Source organism: Sphingopyxis sp. L1A2A (genome assembly GCF_005502465.1).
Lineage (GTDB): Bacteria > Pseudomonadota > Alphaproteobacteria > Sphingomonadales > Sphingomonadaceae > Sphingopyxis.
The window spans coordinates 23,716-40,814 of record NZ_SCOT01000009.1; the positions used below are offsets into that span (position 1 = coordinate 23,716).

The 17,099-nt window shown below is 64.4% G+C and carries 17 protein-coding genes; 8 read left to right on the forward strand and 9 right to left on the reverse strand.

Translation table 11 applies throughout. The features are described 5' to 3' along the window. Positions 1–85 precede the first annotated feature (85 nt). The 7 genes from ruvC to FFS68_RS07910 all read right to left on the reverse strand — a co-directional run bounded on the left by ruvC (position 86) and on the right by FFS68_RS07910 (position 4,504). Entirely contained in the window at positions 86–559 is a 474-nt protein-coding gene (ruvC, locus tag FFS68_RS07880) for a crossover junction endodeoxyribonuclease RuvC (protein WP_137752640.1), read from the reverse strand. 228 nt (positions 560–787) lie between these two features. Then, positions 788–1,534, reverse strand: a complete 747-nt coding sequence (locus tag FFS68_RS07885; protein WP_137752641.1) for a YebC/PmpR family DNA-binding transcriptional regulator — start codon at positions 1,532–1,534, stop codon at positions 788–790. Between the two features lie 59 nt (positions 1,535–1,593). Further along, positions 1,594–2,085: an arsinothricin resistance N-acetyltransferase ArsN1 family B gene (locus FFS68_RS07890; RefSeq protein ID WP_137752642.1), complete on the reverse strand. Its 492-nt coding sequence runs from the start codon at positions 2,083–2,085 to the stop codon at positions 1,594–1,596. Next, a complete protein-coding gene (locus tag FFS68_RS07895; RefSeq protein WP_137752643.1) occupies positions 2,082–2,402 on the reverse strand; it encodes a YbjQ family protein in 321 nt (106 codons plus the stop codon). Before FFS68_RS07895 ends, FFS68_RS07890 begins: the two co-directional genes overlap by 4 nt. 32 nt (positions 2,403–2,434) lie before the next feature. Further along, complete coding sequence (locus tag FFS68_RS07900) at positions 2,435–2,677, reverse strand: DUF2312 domain-containing protein (RefSeq protein ID WP_137752644.1); 243 nt, start codon at positions 2,675–2,677, stop codon at positions 2,435–2,437. A gap of 101 nt (positions 2,678–2,778) precedes the next feature. Next, positions 2,779–4,101 (reverse strand): amidohydrolase family protein, encoded by a 1,323-nt coding sequence (locus FFS68_RS07905; RefSeq protein WP_137752645.1) that lies wholly within the window; start codon positions 4,099–4,101, stop codon positions 2,779–2,781. A 76-nt stretch (positions 4,102–4,177) separates the two neighbouring features. Continuing rightward, the gene (locus tag FFS68_RS07910) at positions 4,178–4,504 is read right to left on the reverse strand and encodes a DUF1244 domain-containing protein (RefSeq protein WP_137752646.1); all 327 of its coding nucleotides are present in this window, start codon (positions 4,502–4,504) and stop codon (positions 4,178–4,180) included. 107 nt (positions 4,505–4,611) lie between these two features. Here FFS68_RS07910 and pyk point away from each other — a divergent pair, with 107 nt between their 5' ends. From pyk to FFS68_RS07950, 8 genes are all read left to right on the forward strand, one after another. Then, a complete protein-coding gene (gene pyk, locus FFS68_RS07915; RefSeq protein ID WP_137752647.1) occupies positions 4,612–6,066 on the forward strand; it encodes a pyruvate kinase in 1,455 nt (484 codons plus the stop codon). Positions 6,067–6,325: 259 nt separating this feature from the next. Beyond that, positions 6,326–7,099: an arginyltransferase gene (locus FFS68_RS07920; RefSeq protein WP_137752648.1), complete on the forward strand. Its 774-nt coding sequence runs from the start codon at positions 6,326–6,328 to the stop codon at positions 7,097–7,099. A 306-nt stretch (positions 7,100–7,405) separates the two neighbouring features. Then, positions 7,406–8,113, forward strand: a complete 708-nt coding sequence (locus tag FFS68_RS07925) for a hypothetical protein (protein WP_137752649.1) — start codon at positions 7,406–7,408, stop codon at positions 8,111–8,113. Positions 8,114–8,117: 4 nt separating this feature from the next. Then, positions 8,118–9,209, forward strand: coding sequence for a hypothetical protein (locus FFS68_RS07930; RefSeq protein WP_137752650.1), 1,092 nt, complete (start codon positions 8,118–8,120; stop codon positions 9,207–9,209). Positions 9,210–9,495: 286 nt separating this feature from the next. Continuing rightward, positions 9,496–11,931, forward strand: coding sequence for a cyclic nucleotide-binding domain-containing protein (locus tag FFS68_RS07935; RefSeq protein ID WP_137752651.1), 2,436 nt, complete (start codon positions 9,496–9,498; stop codon positions 11,929–11,931). Then, entirely contained in the window at positions 11,931–12,812 is an 882-nt protein-coding gene (locus FFS68_RS07940; RefSeq protein ID WP_249340074.1) for a hypothetical protein, read from the forward strand. Before FFS68_RS07935 ends, FFS68_RS07940 begins: the two co-directional genes overlap by 1 nt. A 10-nt stretch (positions 12,813–12,822) precedes the next feature. After that, the gene (locus FFS68_RS07945; protein WP_137752652.1) at positions 12,823–14,757 is read left to right on the forward strand and encodes a cytochrome c3 family protein; all 1,935 of its coding nucleotides are present in this window, start codon (positions 12,823–12,825) and stop codon (positions 14,755–14,757) included. Between the two features lie 43 nt (positions 14,758–14,800). Beyond that, the gene (locus FFS68_RS07950; protein ID WP_137752653.1) at positions 14,801–15,649 is read left to right on the forward strand and encodes a metallophosphoesterase; all 849 of its coding nucleotides are present in this window, start codon (positions 14,801–14,803) and stop codon (positions 15,647–15,649) included. On the opposite strand, the gene FFS68_RS07955 is transcribed toward FFS68_RS07950, so the two are convergent. Both FFS68_RS07955 and FFS68_RS07960 read right to left on the reverse strand, forming a co-directional pair. Beyond that, a complete protein-coding gene (locus FFS68_RS07955; RefSeq protein ID WP_137752654.1) occupies positions 15,646–16,590 on the reverse strand; it encodes a D-2-hydroxyacid dehydrogenase in 945 nt (314 codons plus the stop codon). The genes FFS68_RS07950 and FFS68_RS07955 overlap by 4 nt on opposite strands. Further along, a complete protein-coding gene (locus FFS68_RS07960; RefSeq protein ID WP_137752655.1) occupies positions 16,591–17,034 on the reverse strand; it encodes a DUF559 domain-containing protein in 444 nt (147 codons plus the stop codon). Positions 17,035–17,099: the final 65 nt, after the last annotated feature.

A 17,099-nucleotide genomic window follows, 5' to 3' on the forward strand; every position in this document is an offset into this window, starting at 1 on the left:
CGGACTTGATCCGGCATGCCGCTTTTTTCCGGGCGCCGTGCTGGAAGTCTGCGGGACCCCGGATCAAGTCCGGGGTGACGAAAGGTTAGTAGCGCGGGCGATGATTCGCATGACAGATCGCGACCGCCAGCGCATCCGCCGCATCCGCCCCGACGACCTTCGCACCCGGCAGCAGCACGCGCAGCATTGCCTGCACCTGTTCCTTCGCCGCGGCACCAGTGCCGACAATCGCCTTCTTGACCAGCCGCGGCGCATATTCGCCGACGGTCAGCCCGGCGCGCGCGCAGCCGAGCAGGACGACGCCGCGGGCGTGCGCGAGCTTCAGCGTCGATTGCGGATTGTCGTTGACGAACACTTCTTCGACCGCGGCACAGATTGGCGCATGGTCGGCGATCACCGCCGCGAGCACGGTGTCGAGATGCGCGAGGCGGTCGGGCAGGGGGGCTTTGGCATCGGTCTTGATCTGCCCATTGGCAACATGGCTGATCCGGCTGCCCTCGACGCGGATGACACCCCAGCCGGTGCAGCTGAGCGAGGGGTCGAGGCCGAGGATAATCATTGCGGACCCTCTCCCCTTGGGGGAGAGGATAGGGAGGCTTGCCAGCTTGTCTGGCTAGCCGGACTTGGTGAGGGACTGTGACCTGGCCATGCCCTCACCCAGCTGCGACTAGCGGGCAGAGCCCGCAAGTCTGCGCAACCGATGCTGGGTCGTTCGTGCCCCCGGCACGAACTTGAACTGCCCGGGGGGCAGTTCAACCCTGCATCCCCCCAAGGGGAGAGGGATAAATCAACCCAATTTCTCCATCACCGCGTCGGGGATTTCGTAATTGCCCCACACGGTCTGGACATCGTCGTCGTCGTCGAGCGTGTCGATCAGCTTGAACAGGCTTTGCGCGGTCGCTTCGTCGGCGATTTCGCTTTTCAGCGTCGGGCGCCACGCCAGCTTCACGCCTTCGGCCTCGCCCAGCTTGGTTTCGAGAGCCTTGGCGACTTCGTGCAGGCTGTCGATGCTGGTCCAGATGTCGTGGCCGTCCTCCGACGATTCGACATCGTCGGCGCCGGCGTCGAGCGCGGCTTCGAACACCGTGTCGGCGTCGCCGGCCTTGGCGGCGTAGCTGATCATGCCGAGCCGGTCGAAGCCGTGGCTGACGCTGCCGCTGGTGCCGAGGTTGCCACCATTCTTGCTGAATGCGGTGCGCACGTTCGTCGCCGTCCGGTTGCGGTTGTCGGTCAGTGCCTCGACGATCAGCGACACGCCGCCGGGGCCATAGCCTTCATAGCGGATTTCCTCGTAATTATCGCCTTCGCCGCCGGTCGCCTTGTCGATCGCGCGCTGGATATTGTCCTTGGGCATCGACTGCGCCTTGGCGGCGTTGACCGCGGCGCGCAGGCGCGCGTTGGCGTCGGGATCGGGCAGGCCCATTTTTGCCGCGACGGTAACTTCGCGCGCGAGCTTGGAAAACAGCGTGCTGCGTTTTTTGTCCTGCGCACCCTTGCGGTGCATGATGTTCTTGAATTTACTATGGCCGGCCATGGCTCTCTTCTTTTCGGCTGGAAGGAACTGGAGGCGCGCGCTTACATCAGGATCGAATGTCAAAGCAACCGCTGCCACCACCCGACATCGCGCCAGGCGCCCATTTTCCAGCCAACCTGACGGTAGATGCCGATCGGCGTGAAGCCCATCGCCCGGTGCAAGCCGATGCTGGCGTCATTCGGCAAGGCAATCCCGGCAAAGATTGCGTGGACATTGCGATGCTTCAGGATGGGAAACAGCGCCTCATAAAGCCGCCGCCCAATTCCGGCCCGCGCAAATGCCGCATCAAGGTAGACCGCGACATCTGCCGAGGTCGCATAGGCTTCGCGCGTACGGTGCGGGGAGCCATAGGCATATCCCGCAGTTTTGCCGTCGACCTCTGCAACCAGCCAGCCGTGACTGGCCCCATAATATTCGATCCGGCGCGCCATTTCCGCCGCATCGGGCGGATCAAGTTCAAAACTGACCCAATTGTCCGTGACATAGGGTGCGTAAATCTCGGCACAGCGCGCGGCGTCGGCCGACGTGGCTGGGCGGAGGTCAACCCTCACCCCAGCGTCACCGCCGTCCCCGACGCGCTCACCATCAGCATCGATCCGTTCTGGCCGAGCACTTCATAGTCGAGGTCGACGCCGACCACCGCATTGCCGCCGAGGCGCACCGCTTCGGCTTCCATCTCGCTGATCGCTTCCTTGCGGGCGCGGGCGAGGACATCTTCATATTTGCCCGAGCGGCCGCCGACGATGTCGGTGATGCTCGCGAACAGGTCGCGGAACAGGTTCGCACCGACGATCACTTCGCCGGTGACGATGCCCAGATATTCGCGGACCGGACGGCCCTCGACGGCATTGGTGGTGGTGCTGAACATCGTCACTCTCCTGTGCTGAAAATTGCGGGGGCTCAGTCGATGCCGAGCGCCGATTTATAAACGTCGAGGATCGCTTCCATTTCCTTGCGGTCGTTGATCGGCAATTTGCGCAGGCGAACGATCTGGCGCATGATCTTTGGGTCGTAACCCTGCGATTTCGCTTCGTTATAGGTGTCGCGAATGTCGTCGGCGACGCCCTTTTTCTCTTCTTCCATCCGTTCGATGCGCTCGATGAAAAGGCGCAGTTGTTCGTCGGATACGGTGGCTTCGCTCATTTTATGCTCCGGTGATTGGGATGATGCGGCGCGAGAATCGCGGTTGGCGCGTCCCTAAAGCCCCCGAGGATTTTTGGCCATGCTTTCTTGGCCGCGCGGCGTCACTCGGGCGGAAAGGCCTGGCGCTTGCCGTCCAGTTTGTGGACGATGCCGCGCCGCATCACAAAATCGACCTTTTCCAGCACGGTGACATCAGCGAGGGGGTCGCCGCCCACTGCGATGATGTCGGCTTCGCGCCCCGGCAGGATCGCCCCGATCGGCCGGTCCAGTTCGGCGGCATTGTCGATGGTCGCAGCCTTGATCGCCTGCGCCGGGGTCATCCCGGCCTTGACCATCAGCGCAAATTCCTTGGCATTATCGCCATGCGGCGCGACGCCCGAATCGGTCCCGAACAGGATGCGGACATTGCCCTTGATCGCACGCGCCATGCTGGCGGCGTGCGATGCCGCGGCTTCCTCGGCCTTGGCGAGTTGCGGACCCGGCGCATCGCCGCGGCGCGCCTGCGCCAGCGCGGCGATCGGCGCGACCGCGGTCGGCACCAGCGCCGCATTCGACGCCTTGAACAGCTTGACCGTCTCATCGTCGATAAAGCTGCCATGCTCGATCGAATCGACCCCGGCGCGCAGCGCCGCGTCGATGCCCTCCTTGCCATGCGCGTGGGCGGTGACCTTGCGGCCAAAGCTGTGCGCAGTGTCGACGACCGATTTCATTTCGGCATCGGACATCTGCTTGCCCAGCCCGCCGGCGACGTTCGAGCGCACCCCGCCGGTGGCGGCGAATTTGATGACTTCGGCGCCCAGCGAAATCTGCGCACGGACGGCGCTGGCGCAGCCATCCGGTCCGTCGCAGACGTTGGTGCGCTCAGCGGCGACCGCATGGGTCAGGGTGCGGTTGAGACCATTGACCCCGCCATGGCCGCCGGTGACCGAAATCATCGTTCCGGCGGGGATGACGGTGGGGCCGACGATGACGCCATTGTTGATCGCATCGCGCAGTGTGGTCGTGGTCCGGCCATCGCCGCCGAGGTCGCGCACGGTGGTGAAGCCGGCTTCGAGGGTGCGGCGTGCGTTCCCCTGGGCGATAACGAAAACATCCTCGACGTCGCGCCCCGATGACTCGAGGCGGCTGCGCAGCAGATTGTCGTCGCTGGAAATATGGACGTGCATGTCGATCAGGCCGGGCAGGACAAAGGCGGTCTTCAGGTCGACAACCTTTGCGCCGTCTTCGGGCGTGGCAAAGCCGTCGCGCACGTCGGCGATCTTGCCGTCGCGGACGATGACCGTCGATGGCCCGCGCGGTTCGCGGCCCGGCTGGTCGAGCAAACGCCCGGCATGGATATAGGTGGTGGTGGACGGTTGCGCGGCAAGCGGGCCACTGGCCAAAATTCCCGCGCCCAGCACAGCTGCGGTCCATATCATGCGCATTGCCCAACTCTCCCCATTTTCCGTGCCTCAGCGGCGGTTGTCATCCTCATGTCCGCAAAGCGCAGTCGGAGCAAGATCAGTGACGCGGGTTCTTCGCCATGCTGGCTTCCATCCGTGCGAGCTGTTCGGGCGTGGCGGCGGTGTGATGCAGCGCTTTCCAGTCCGCGGTCGGCATGCCGTGGACGATCGCGCGGCCCGCTTCCTTGTCCATGCCGCCCGCCTCGGCGATCCAGTCGCCCAGGCAGTTGCGGCAGAAACCGGCGAGCCCCATCAGATCGAGGTTCGCCGCGTCGCTGCGATGCTGGAGCAGTCGGACGAGGCGGCGGAAGGCCGCGGCGGCGACCGCATCGTCGAGGGTATCGAGCGCGTCGTTCGGAGCGGCCTGATCGTCGCTGCAGGACATGGCGGATTTCCTTCTGCTGATGGCATGAATAGCTATACGTTGCTTGCCTTGCCGGGGGCAACGCGCCTACGCAAGCGGCCCCAGCTTTTTATCGGTTCGGAGCATTTGTGGTCCAGAGTTTTACCCCCCGCCAGCGCAAGGTGCGCATCCTGGCGACGCTTGGTCCTGCGAGCGCGAATCCCGCGATGATCGCGGCGCTGCACCGCGCCGGCGCCGACGCGTTTCGCGTCAATATGAGCCATGGCGACCATGCCGGCCATGCCAAGGTGATCGCCGCTATCCGCGCACTGGAAAAGGAAACCGGGCGTCCGACGACGATCCTCGTCGACCTGCAGGGGCCGAAATTGCGCGTCGGCACCTTTGCCGATGGACCGGTCGAACTTAGTAAGGGTGCACCCTTTGCGCTCGATGCCGACACCGCGGCGGGCGACGTCGCGCGCGTTCACCTGCCGCATCCCGAATTGTTCGCAGCGCTGGAAGCGGGCACCCGGTTGCTGATCGACGACGGCAAGTTGGTGCTGCGCGTGCAGGCGGTGTCGCCGACGCGGATCGACACGGTGGTCGAGGTCGGCGGCAAGATTTCGGATCGCAAGGGGGTCAATGTCCCCGACGTCGTCGTGCCGCTGGCGGCGTTGACCGAAAAGGACCGCAAGGACCTGACCTTCGCGCTCGAACAGCAGGTCGACTGGATCGCGCTGTCGTTTGTGCAGCGGCCCGAGGATGTCGCCGAGGCACGCACGCTGATCGGCGGCAAGGCGGCGCTGCTGGTGAAGTTTGAAAAGCCGTCGGGGGTGCAGCGGATCGAGGAAATTCTCGAGCTCGCCGACGCGGCGATGGTCGCGCGCGGCGATTTGGGGGTCGAATTACCGCCCGAAGCGGTGCCGCCGCTGCAGAAACGGATCGTCGCGACGGCGCGGCGGATGGGCAAGCCGGTGGTGGTCGCGACGCAGATGCTCGAATCGATGATCGTGTCGCCGTCGCCGACGCGCGCCGAAGTGTCCGACGTGGCGACCGCGATTTACGACGGCGCCGACGCGATCATGCTCTCGGCCGAAACCGCTGCGGGCGCTTGGCCGATCGAGGCGGTGACGATGATGGACAGCATCGCGCGGTCGGTCGAAAGCGATCCCGATTATTTCCGCCGCCTGCATTTCACCGAAACGCTGCCCGATGCGACCACCGCCGACGCGCTGGCCGAAGCCGCGGGCGGGATCATATCGACGATCGCCGCCGATGCGATCATTTGCTTCACCGCATCGGGATCGACCGCGCGGCGGGTGGCGCGCGAGCGGCCGAACGCGCCATTGCTGGTGCTGACCCCGAAAAAGGAAGCGGCGCGGCGGCTCGGGTTGCTGTGGGGCGCGCATGCGGTGCCGACGAAGGACATCGGCAGTTTTGAAGAGATGATCGCCAAGGGCAAGCGCATGGCGCTGCGCCACGGCATTGGCAAGGCGGGCGCGAAGCTGGTGATGATGGCGGGGGTGCCATTCGGCACCCCGGGATCGACCAACGTGCTCCACGTCGCGACGCTGACCGGCGACGAACTGCGCGGCTATAGCTGAGCACGGCTTCCGCGACCCGTTCTTCCGTCATCCCGGCTTTCGCCGGGATGACGATTGGGAGATTGCAGTCGGATTGTGATTCAGTCCGGGACAATAGTTACCCCGCGATTCAGAAAATTTTCGGCCTGATTCAGATCGGGACGACTAAAAATGGTAAACAGACTTTGCACCATTGACGCCGCGCGGCATAGTTGGTGGGTGGTGCGCGTCGGACCCGCGTCGGGGGGCTCCGCATCGCATAGCTGGAGGTCCAAGCCGCGTGTCTGCACCGTTTCGTTTTCCGCGCTTTTTCGTCACCAGCCCGGCGCCTTGCCCGTATCTGGCGGGCAAGACCGAGCGCAAGGTATTCACCGAGCTTAGCGGCAATACGGCGAACGAGCTGAACGACGCGCTCGGCCGCATCGGATTTCGGCGCAGCCAGTCGGTGGCCTATCGCCCCAGCTGCGCCGATTGTGCGGCTTGCGTGTCGGTGCGCGTCTGCGCGAGCGAATTTACCCCGAGCAGCTCCCAAAAGCGCAACATGCGCCGCAATGGCGACCTGGTGGCCACCGCGTGCAAGCCGTGGGCGACCGAAGAACAATATGCGCTGCTGCGATCCTATCTGGGGTCGCGCCACCCCAATGGCGGCATGGCCGACATGGACGAGCAGGATTTCGCCGACATGGTCGAACAGACCCCGGTTGATTCCTACATGATCGAATATCGCGAACCGACGACGGACGGCAGCAAGGGCCGCCTGATCGGCTGTTGCCTGACCGACCGGCAGGGCGACGGATTGTCGATGATCTACAGCTTCTTCGACGCCGCGCATCCGTTGCGCGAGGGGCTGGGCACCTATATCATCGCCGACCATGTCCAGCGCGCGGCGCGCGCCGGGCTGGCCTATGTCTATCTGGGTTACTGGATCGAAGGGTCGGCGCGCATGGCGTATAAGGCACGCTTCCGCCCGATCGAGCGGCTCGGCCCCGATGGCTGGTCGCGGTTCGAACCGGCCGCGTCGACCGGTCTGGCGGCGATCTTCGAACTCGCCTGACCCGTTGCCGCCCGGCGCGGCGATGTACTGGTTGTGATTTTGGTCACAGTGGCTGCCTCACGGGCGGCTACGGTCGGTCGCATGGACTGCAACCGGACGCCATATCGCACTGGCTTTTCACAACATTTTGCTGTGCCCGGCGCTATTGACCCGGGTCATGTGAACCGATGACCCGCGATCCGGAGGCCATTAGAGCTATGGCTGGCGAAGTTTCGCTCGCGGCTCGGCAACGGAAGATAAATGGATCGCGGTTGGGATGATTTCGGAGTGACCATGAAATATTGTTTTCGACCTGCGCTGCTTGGCGTGGCGACCGTTTTGGCACTCCAGCTTACTGCGCCCGCGCAGGCGTGCACCGACTTGCCCAACATCTGTGCCCAGCAGCAGGCGATGGAGGATATGGCGGGGCCGCCGCCGAAATCGACCGGCGTCGATGGCGAGCCGGCGTCGCCCTATTTCGATCCCGTCGCTTCGCGCCTTTCGGAAGTCGGCAGCCTTGCCGAGCTCATGAGGACGAAAGGCAAGAAATACGAGGAGAGGATGAAAGACCCCAAATTTGCGGCCGCGGTCGAGCGGTTCGACAAGGGCGGGTGGGAGATGCTGCCCACACAAGCCGGCGCAAAGCCGGGGGAATATTGCGGCGCTTTTTACATGAAGGGCAATTGGGTCATTTTGATTTCCGGGCCGGGCGGCGATTACAAAGGTGCCATGCTGATCTTCTGGAAAGACGGCATTCCGACGCCGGGGACGATGAAGAAGGTCAGGGTCACATTGGATCAGGGCGACGGGTCGCCGCAGACCGTCCAGGTGTTCAACCAGAAAATGCCCGGCTTTGCTCTGGGCTCCTTCGCTTTTGCGGTTCCGACGATCGGCGATCTGCTGACCGGGATGGAAGATGAGGCGGTCTTCACCATCGAACAGGAGGGCTATGGCAGCGCGAGGTTCGAATGGCATGACGGCCTGACCGCCCGCAAGGAACTGGAAAAATGCATGAGTGCGGGCGCCAAGGGCTAGTTGCATGACCAGTATATTTGTTCACCCCGACGCGGCTGATCTTTCGGCCGTCCCGATGAAGCGGAGGCTGGATATGGCTGTTTCCCATGTTCTGCACGACGGAATTGTTGCACGTTGGAATCGATTTGGTACTGCGCGGCGCGCTCTTGGCATCGGCCTTTTTGCTGCGCTTGGCAGCATGTCGAGCCCCGCGCTGGCCTGTTCCGATCTGGCCAATATTTGCCAGATGAACCAGCAGCATCACCAGAATATGGTCGATTACGGCCGACAGGCGGCGGAGTCCTATGGGGGGTGGAGCTCGGACCAATATGACGAGCCGGAATCCCCGCGCGCACCGCCGCCGCCACCATCGTTCACCGCCTTCATGGCCATTGCCACGCATGTCGACACGTCGGCGGTCTGGATCACCCGCGCGCATTGGAAGCAAAAGCCGGCCGAGCAGCATGTGCTAAGCGCTTGCAACGCCGCCATGGGCGGAGGGTGTACGCTCGGAGGGACGGGAGACAGCTGGGCCACGATCGTTGTTGTCTATGATGCGATGGGCATTCCCTGGGTAAAGGGTGTCCCCCAAATTAAAGGCGACCTTGCTGACCGCCAGCAAGCCAAGAATGTCGCCTTGCGGCTTTGCAACGCCAACTCCTTTGGCTGTTATCAGTCGTTCCATTTTCCCGGCACCTTCATCCACTATAGTGCCGACCCGGATGCCGACTATTCGAAAGATATCTTTCCGAACTACACTGTGAGACGTCACCACTGGGTCGTGGTCGCGCGGCCGGAAAACGCGCCGCCGGCGTTCAAGTCGAAAAGCTGGCTGATCAGCGGCAAGCAGGGGGCCGACGCGGTCCGCAAAGAGGTTCTCGACCGCTGCCGTGCCGATACGAAAATGCCGTGTGTCATCAGTTCGTTCGCAGCAAACGGCATGCTCGCCCACTATGTCAACGCCAAGGGCGAAAGCCGCTGGATCAGCGCCAGCGGCGACCGAATGCTGGAGCAGCGCCTCTATCGCGCCTGCCAGGGCGCAGAGAAGCCGTGCCGGGTGGTTGCGAAATATGATGCGGTGACGCCGCGCCTGCAGACCGTCGATGACGCCGGATGACGATCACCCGCTGATTGTGATGCGCCGTAATTGAAAACGGGCGCCAAGGCCCGCCGCACCAGTGGCCCTGCCGATGGACCCGCCGCGCAACGATTGTCCGCGGCTACCGGTTGACCTTTCCCCGCTTTCAAGGGCATAGCTTTGCGTCCAGGACATTAGTCCGGGTCGCATCCGTTATGAGTTCGCCGGGGGGCTGGCGAGAGGGGGAAAGGATGCCCGTGCGCGCGTTCGTCAGCATCACGGCCAGCGACTGGGTGAGCGGTTGTCGCCGCGGGTTTGTGCGCCCATGAGCGAGCCGGTCAAGGTCGCGATCATCGGGTCGGGGCCGGCGGGGCTGAGCGCCGCATCGCGCGCCGCGCAACTGGGCCTCAGCCACATATTGCTCGAAAAGACCGACCATCTGTCGGACACGATTTTCAAATATCAAAAGGGCAAGCGCGTCCTCGCGACGCCCGAGCGGCTCGACCTGCGCTCCGACTGCCGATTTGCCGAGGGTGCGCGCGAATATATCCTTGGCAATTGGGACGAGGATGCCGCGAACAACAAGGTGCAGGTGGCCTATCATGCCGAGGTTGCCGAAGTGACCGGCGAAAAAGGCGCGTTCGCGATTCGGACCGCGAAGGGTGATATCTTTCACGCCGAAAATATCGTGCTGGCGATCGGCACCCAGGGCAATCCGAACCGGATGCGCTGCGAAGGCGCTGACCTGCCGCACATCATCTATCAGGTCGACGATCCCGAGGATTTCAAGGACAAGCATATCACCGTCGTCGGATCGGGCGACGCGGGGATCGAAAATGCGCTGGGTGTCGCCGAGGAAGCCCTGGAAAATACCGTCACCATCCTCAACCGATCGAAGGATTTTGCGCGCGCCAAGGCGAAGAATGTCGCTGATATGACCGAGGCGGGCGAGAATGGCTTTATGTCGATCCGCACCGAAACCCAGCCGAAGCTGGTTGAGGCCGGGTGGCTAACGCTGGAAACCCCGACCGGCGAGGAAAAGATCGAATGCGACGTGATCGTCGCGCGGCTGGGGTCGGTGGCGCCGCGCGGCTTCGTCGAATCAATGGGGATCGAGTTTACCGGACCCGACCGCGAAGCCTTTCCGAAGCTGTCGCCGACGTTCGAGACGACGGTGCCGGGCCTCTATGTCATCGGCGCGCTTGCGGGCTATCCGCTGATCAAGCATTGCATGAACCAGGGCTATGACGTCGTCGAGTTCATCAACGGCAACCAGGCGCTGACTCCCGCCGACGAAAAGGATCTGGCGGCGATCTTTGCGGGGTTGCCGCAGCAGAAATCGGTTAGCGAATGGCTGGACTATCTGCGCACCCGCATCCGCATCTTTGCCGACGTGTCGCCGCTGCAGATGCGCGAGTTCATGCTCGATTCGAAGGTCGCCTTTTACGGCAAGGGCGATGTCGTGTTCGAGAAGGGCGAGCCGGGGTCATCGCTGTTCGCGATCGCCGACGGCCATGCGGTGGTCGAGGTCGGTCCCGATGTGACCGTGCCGATCGAGCAGGGATCGATCTTTGGCGAGGTCGGATTGATTTCGGGCCGCAAGCGCGGCGCGACGATCCGGGCGGGTGAGGATGCGATCTTTGTCGAAGTGTCGCGCACCGCGGCGCTGAAGCTGATGGCGGCAGTGCCGGGCGCCAAGCGGGTGATCAACCGCATCTCGCTCGAACGGCAATTGCTCCAGATTTTCAAGGGCGGGCTGACGGTCGAGGATCTGCAGCCGATCGTCGAGGATCCGGCGATCGAACGGTTTCCGGCGGGGAAAGTCGTGCTCGCCGAGGGCGATGCGGGCGACGATGTTTATGTGATCAGGTCGGGCTCGATGGTGGTCGAGAAGGACATCGGCGGCAAACCGATCTTCCTGCGCTACCTGCCCGCGGGCAGCTTTTTCGGCGAAATGGCGGTGCTGAGCGGCGCGCCGCGCAACGCCACCGTCAAGGCCGCGGTCGCCAGCGAAGTGATCCGGCTGAAGGGCGAGCAGTTCAAGGACATGCTCGCCAAACGGCCGCAGGTGCGCGCCGCGACCGAGGCGGCGGTCGCCGAACGCGCGGCGATGAACGACTTCATCGAATCGCGCAAGGCGAGCTATTCGAGCGCGGTCGACCTGTATTCGGACACCGCGACCTTCATCATGAAGGAGGGGCTAGGCGAGGCGACCGACGCGCTGCTGATCGACGAGAATCTCTGCGTCGGCTGCGACAATTGCGAAAAGGCGTGCGCCGACAGCCACGAAGGGCTGTCGCGGCTCGACCGCGAGGCGGGCAAGACCTTTGCCCATCTGCATGTGCCGACGAGCTGCCGCCACTGCGAGCATCCGCATTGCATGGCCGATTGCCCACCCAACGTGATCCACCGCGGTCCCGACGGCGAGGTGTTCATGGAGCCGGGCTGCATCGGGTGCGGCAACTGCATGCGTAACTGCCCCTATGGCGTGATCCGCATGGAGGCGGCACCGCCCGAGAAGCCCAGCCTGCTGCGCTGGCTGCTCACCGGTTTTGGTCCCGGTCCAGGCGAGCCGTCGCCAAAATGGACCAAGAAGCAATTGGGTGACGAGAAGCCCAAGAAGATCGCGGTCAAATGCGACATGTGCAAAGGCATTTCGGGCGGCCCGGCATGCGTGCGGGCGTGCCCGACCGGCGCCGCGATCCGCGTGTCGCCCGAGGAGTTTCTGTCGATCGCGCGGCTCGAAGAGGACGCCGGTTGATGGCGAGCCTGTTTAAACGGGGTCGCACAAAGGCCACCCAGACCGAGCGCGTCCGCGAGCGCAAGCATGAGGGGTTCCTGCGCTACGCAGGCTTTCGCTGGGCGAAGATTTCGGGCGGGCTGTGCCTGCTGATTATCGTCAGCTATGCCATGGTCGACGTGACGCCACGGCACAATGGCGGCAGCTGGTACGGCTATACGCTCGGCACGATCGGCGCCGCGCTGATCCTGTGGCTCACCGCGCTCGGCTATCGCAAGCGCAAGATGACGAGCACCGCCTGGTCGCTGAAGGCGTGGACGTCGGCGCATGTCTATCTGGGGCTCAGCCTGATCGTCATTGGCACCTGGCACACCGGGTTCCAGCTGGGCTGGAATGTCCATACGCTGGCGTGGGCGCTGATGCTGCTGGTCATCCTGTCGGGGCTGTACGGCGTGATCGTCTATGCGACGCTGCCCGCGGCGCTGTCGAACAACCGCGACGAAATGACGCAGATGCAGATGCTCGAGGCGATCCGCGCCTTTGACCGCCAGCTGCATAGCGCCGCGCAGCCGCTGACCCCCGCCGATACCGCGCCGGTATTGGCGGCGCTCGATGAAGACCCGTTCGCGGGCGGCATCGTGGCGCGCCTGGGCGGACGCTATCCCAATTGCGCGACCGCGGCGGCGCTGCGCACGCTGGCGGCGTCGCTCAGCAGCGATGCGGCGGCGCGCGAGAAGGTGGTCGGACTGCTGAAGCAGAAGGTCGCGGCACTGGCGCGACTGCGCGCGCATCTGCGGCTGCGCGCGCTGCTTGAAATCTGGCTTTATGTGCATGTGCCGCTGACCTTTGCGTTGATCGCGGCGCTGTCGGCGCACATCATCAGCGTGTTCTTTTACTGGTGAGGCGGGGACGATGAGCTTCATCCTGCGCCGCATTTCGACGACCAAGACGGGCAAGCAGATCATCCGCGATCAGCCGCTGCCGGGCGACATGATCACGCTGGGCCGCGAGGGCAGCAACATCATCCACATCGCCGATCTGGCGGTGAACCCGCAGCATGCGACGATCGGCAGCACCGATGGCCGCCACGTCCGCGTCACCGCGAGTGAGGGACTGGGTTTCGACCTGAACGGCCGCAGCGAGGCCGTCGCTGACATCGACAGCGCCGCGGGCGGCGAGCTGCGTTTCGGCGGCCACCGGCTGACGATCGCGCGCGAGGGGGAGAATATCATCCTGCTCGTCGAGCGGATCGACGAGCTGTCACAATCGTCGAAGGATGTCGACGAGGCGAAGGCGTTCTCGCTGCAAGGTGTCATGCTCGGCAAACGCGTGGGGGCCTGGGCGTTCGGACTGTTGATGCTGGCGGCGTTCCTGATCGGGCCGATCTGGGCCTGGTATAGTTACAGGCAGGTCGACGAGCGCCCCGATGGCTTCCACGCCGACAGCAGCTGGTCTTCGGGACCGCTGTCGAGCGCGCACGCCAGCCTGAAGGACGATTGCCAGTCGTGCCACGTCGAGCCGTTCGTGGCGGTGACCGACAAGGCCTGCGTCAGCTGTCACACCGGCGAGCATGAGGCGATGAGCGCCGCGCACGCCGGGGCGCCGACCGCGATGCTGCTCGCCGCGCGCGCGCGCGACGGCGGGTTCGACAAATTGCTGGCGAATGTCGGCGAGGCGTTCAACCGGCCGCAGGGGCGCTGTGTCGATTGCCATACCGAGCATGAAGGCGCCGGGCCGATGCCCGCGACGCCGCAAAAATTCTGCGCCGATTGCCACGACGGGATGCAGGGCAGGCTCAAGGCCGCGGGGCATCCGACGACGCTGGCCGATGCCGCCGACTTCGGCACCGGCCACCCCGAATTCCGCCCGCTGGTCCGCGCCGTACCGGGCGCGAAGCTGGCGCGTGCGGCGCCGGGCAAGGGGACCGTCGATTACAACGGGCTGAAATTCCCGCACGACATGCATTTGCAGGCGACGGGCGGGGTCGCGCGGATGGCGGCGAGTTTTCGCGGGCGTTATGATTTCGGGCAAAAGCTGGCGTGCGAAAACTGCCACCGGGTCGAGGCCGACGGGGTGCGCGTCAAGCCGGTCGAGATGGAGCGCGATTGCGCGATGTGTCACAGCCTGGCGTTCGAGACCGTCGGCGGCACGACGCGGACGCTGCGCCACGGCGAACCCGATCAGGTCGTCGCCGACCTTACCGCCTATTACCGCGCGACCCCGCCCGCGCGTCCGCTCCAGCTGGGCGGGATGCAGCGGCGGCGGCCCGGCGCCTATGCCGAGGGGCAGGTGTACAACATCTATTTCCGCGAGGTCGCGGTGCGGCCGGGCCGCGCCGAGGATGCGGTGCGCGCGGTCTTTTCAAAAGGCGGCGCCTGTTACGACTGCCACACGATCTTTGCGCCGCAGGCGGGCAACAGCTGGCGGGTCGCGGCGGTCAGCCAGACGCCGCGCTACCTGCAAAAGGGCTGGTTCGACCATGACGCCCACCGCGAGACCGACTGCGCCGACTGCCACACCGCCGCGCCCGCGTCGAAAGCATCGAGCGACCTGCTCGTCCCCGGTCTGCGCCAATGCCGCGATTGTCATGTCGGTGAGGGCGGGGCGCGGATCGTCAAGGTCGAAACCGCAACCGAATCGCCCTGCGCGATGTGCCACGAATATCATTCGGACGGCGGCCAGCCGTGGGTTCCGAACCGTCAGCGGAAGGGCAATGCCGCGGCAATCACAAATAAACCCCTGCGTGCTACCTATGGTGTGAGTGGGATCACAGGCATCGGGACACGGGGTCTTTACAATGTGACGTGGCGCACATCTGCCTTGCACGGGGCAAGGCGGGGCGGATAGGTTTAGAACCGGGGCCGATAACGGGCCGGAGCAGGGGACGGATGTGCTGGTCGCGCAGATCACCGATATCCATTTGGGGTTCGATCCGGACAATCCGGCCGAGTATAACCGCAAGCGCCTCGACGAGGTGCTGGACCTGCTGATCGAGGGGCCTAACCGCCCTGACCTGTTGCTCGCCACCGGCGACATCACCGATCGCGGCGACGAGGACAGCTATCGCCGTCTGGCCAACGCCTTTTCGCGCTGCCCGTTCCCGGTGTGGCCCAGCGTCGGCAATCATGATTTGCGCGATAATTTCCACGCCCAGTTTCCGGGCTTCGACGATGGCAACGGCTTTGTCCAATACACGATCGAACTGCCCGAAATGCGGCTGGTGACGATCGACACACTGGAGGAAGGGCGCCACGGCGGGGCGTTTTGCGAGGCGCGGGCGGCGTGGCTCGACGCCGAACTGGCGAAGGACGCCGCCAAGCCGACCTATATCGTGATGCACCATCCGCCGGTCGAAAGCGGCATCGAATGGATGAACACCCATCCCGACGAGCCGTGGGTCACGACCTTCACCGATGTGATGAGCCGTCACCCCCAAGTGCGCGGGTTGATCTGCGGCCACCTTCACCGCAGCGTCACCGTGGCGTGGGAGGGGCGCACCGTCGCGATCTGTTCATCGACCGCGCCGCAAGTCTCGCTCGACCTGCGCCCGATCGATGCGGACCGCCCCGACGACCGGCCGATGATCGTCGCCGAAGACCCGGCCTATGCGCTCCACCGCTGGAACGGCCGCGAACTGGTGAGCTTTTACGATTTTGCCGGGGCGCATACGATGCTGGCGAAATATGACGCGCATCTGCAGCCGCTGGTGCGCGAGTTGAAGGCCGAGCGGCCGGGCTAATACCCCAGCGTCAAATCGACCCGCGGCTCGACCGCCTCGCCCTGCTTCCAGCGCGCCAGATTTTCCAGGAACCGCTGCGCCGACCGCACGAACATCTTGTCCTGCGCGCGGCCCGACAGGTGCATGGTGATGTGGGCATTGTCGAGGCTCCACAGCGGGTCATCGGCGGGCAGCGGTTCGGGGGTGGTGACGTCGAGGAACGCCGCCGCGATCTGCTTTTCGTTTAGCGCCGCGACCAGCGCGTCCTGATCGACGACGCTGCCGCGCGCGATATTGATCAGCGTCGCGGTCGGCTTCATCGCCGCGAGCTCAGCGGCGCCGATCATGCCATCGGTCTCGGCGGTTGCGGGGACCGCCAGGATCACCCAGTCGAAATCGCCAAGCCGCGCGCGCCACTGATCGGGGGTTAGCGTGTTCTCACCCGGCGAACGGCGCACCACGGTAACGTCGACCGCGAACGCCTTCAGCCGTTCCTCGATCAGCTTGCCAATCGCGCCATAGCCGAGCAGCAGCGCCTTCGATCCGAACAGCTCGACCTTGCCCGGCGAATCCATCAGCCATTCGCGGCGTTCCTGCGCGCGGACGACGTCGCGATAGCCCTTGGCGACGGTGAGCATCCCCATCACGACATATTCGGCGATGGTGATCGCGTTGATCCCGGCGCCGTTGGTGACGACGGTGCCGCGCTGCCCGAGCAGGTCGAGCGGCATGCCGTCGACCCCGGCGTAGATCGAGTTCAGCCATTTCAGCTTCGTCGCGGCGGTGATGACCGCGGCCATATCCTTCTTGTCGTACATGTCGAACCAGCCGATCTCGGCCGACGGCGCGAGTGCGAGCGCGTCGTCCTTCGACTGGAAAAAGCGCGGTTCGACCCAGTCGGGCAGGCGGTTTTCGACAAGCGGCCGGATGAGGCCCGACAGGACGGTAACGGTTTTGGTCATTCAGATTCCTTCTTGATCCTCCCTATCGACTTGCGATGGGGAGGTGGCATCGCGAAGCGATGACGGAGGGGCTTTTCCGAACGCCGCCAAGCGGCTCTCGATGATTTCCACGATAGATTGGGCTACGGTTTCCACGCTGTCCAGCACATCTCTTGCCGGAATGCGAAGCGTGTCGACGCGATGTTCGCGCAGGAAGTGATCGCGACGTTCATCGCGAGTGGGGCGGTCGCCCATGTCGTGCGAGATACCGTCGATCTCGATCGCGAGATTGGCGCGCGCGCAGAAGAAATCGAGGACATACGGGCCAGCTGGGTGTTGTTTGCGGAACTTATGCCCATCTGGCGACGTGCGCAGAATTCGCCAGAGCATCGCTTCGGGAAGGCTGAGGTCGCGGCGGAAGCGTTTTGCGCGGTGAACGGATTTCGCCGGTTTGTCTGGCCGCATCGTCGTTGCCCCTCCGTCAGCCCTGCGGGCTGCCACCTCCCCATCGCAAGTCGATGGGGAGGATA

Bases quoted from the DNA above. Each gene is read 5' to 3' on its own strand.
- FFS68_RS07935 (WP_137752651.1), top strand. From the start codon at position 9,496: ATGAGCGAGCCGGTCAAGGTCGCGATCATCGGGTCGGGGCCGGCGGGG.
- FFS68_RS07945 (WP_137752652.1), top strand. From the start codon at position 12,823: ATGAGCTTCATCCTGCGCCGCATTTCGACGACCAAGACGGGCAAGCAG.
- FFS68_RS07905 (WP_137752645.1), bottom strand. From the start codon at position 4,101: ATGCGCATGATATGGACCGCAGCTGTGCTGGGCGCGGGAATTTTGGCC.
- FFS68_RS07910 (WP_137752646.1), bottom strand. From the start codon at position 4,504: ATGTCCTGCAGCGACGATCAGGCCGCTCCGAACGACGCGCTCGATACC.
- FFS68_RS07940 (WP_249340074.1), top strand. From the start codon at position 11,931: ATGGCGAGCCTGTTTAAACGGGGTCGCACAAAGGCCACCCAGACCGAG.
- FFS68_RS07900 (WP_137752644.1), bottom strand. From the start codon at position 2,677: ATGAGCGAAGCCACCGTATCCGACGAACAACTGCGCCTTTTCATCGAG.
- FFS68_RS07885 (WP_137752641.1), bottom strand. From the start codon at position 1,534: ATGGCCGGCCATAGTAAATTCAAGAACATCATGCACCGCAAGGGTGCG.
- ruvC (WP_137752640.1), bottom strand. From the start codon at position 559: ATGATTATCCTCGGCCTCGACCCCTCGCTCAGCTGCACCGGCTGGGGT.
- FFS68_RS07960 (WP_137752655.1), bottom strand. From the start codon at position 17,034: ATGCGGCCAGACAAACCGGCGAAATCCGTTCACCGCGCAAAACGCTTC.
- FFS68_RS07930 (WP_137752650.1), top strand. From the start codon at position 8,118: ATGACCAGTATATTTGTTCACCCCGACGCGGCTGATCTTTCGGCCGTC.
- FFS68_RS07955 (WP_137752654.1), bottom strand. From the start codon at position 16,590: ATGACCAAAACCGTTACCGTCCTGTCGGGCCTCATCCGGCCGCTTGTC.
- FFS68_RS07895 (WP_137752643.1), bottom strand. From the start codon at position 2,402: ATGTTCAGCACCACCACCAATGCCGTCGAGGGCCGTCCGGTCCGCGAA.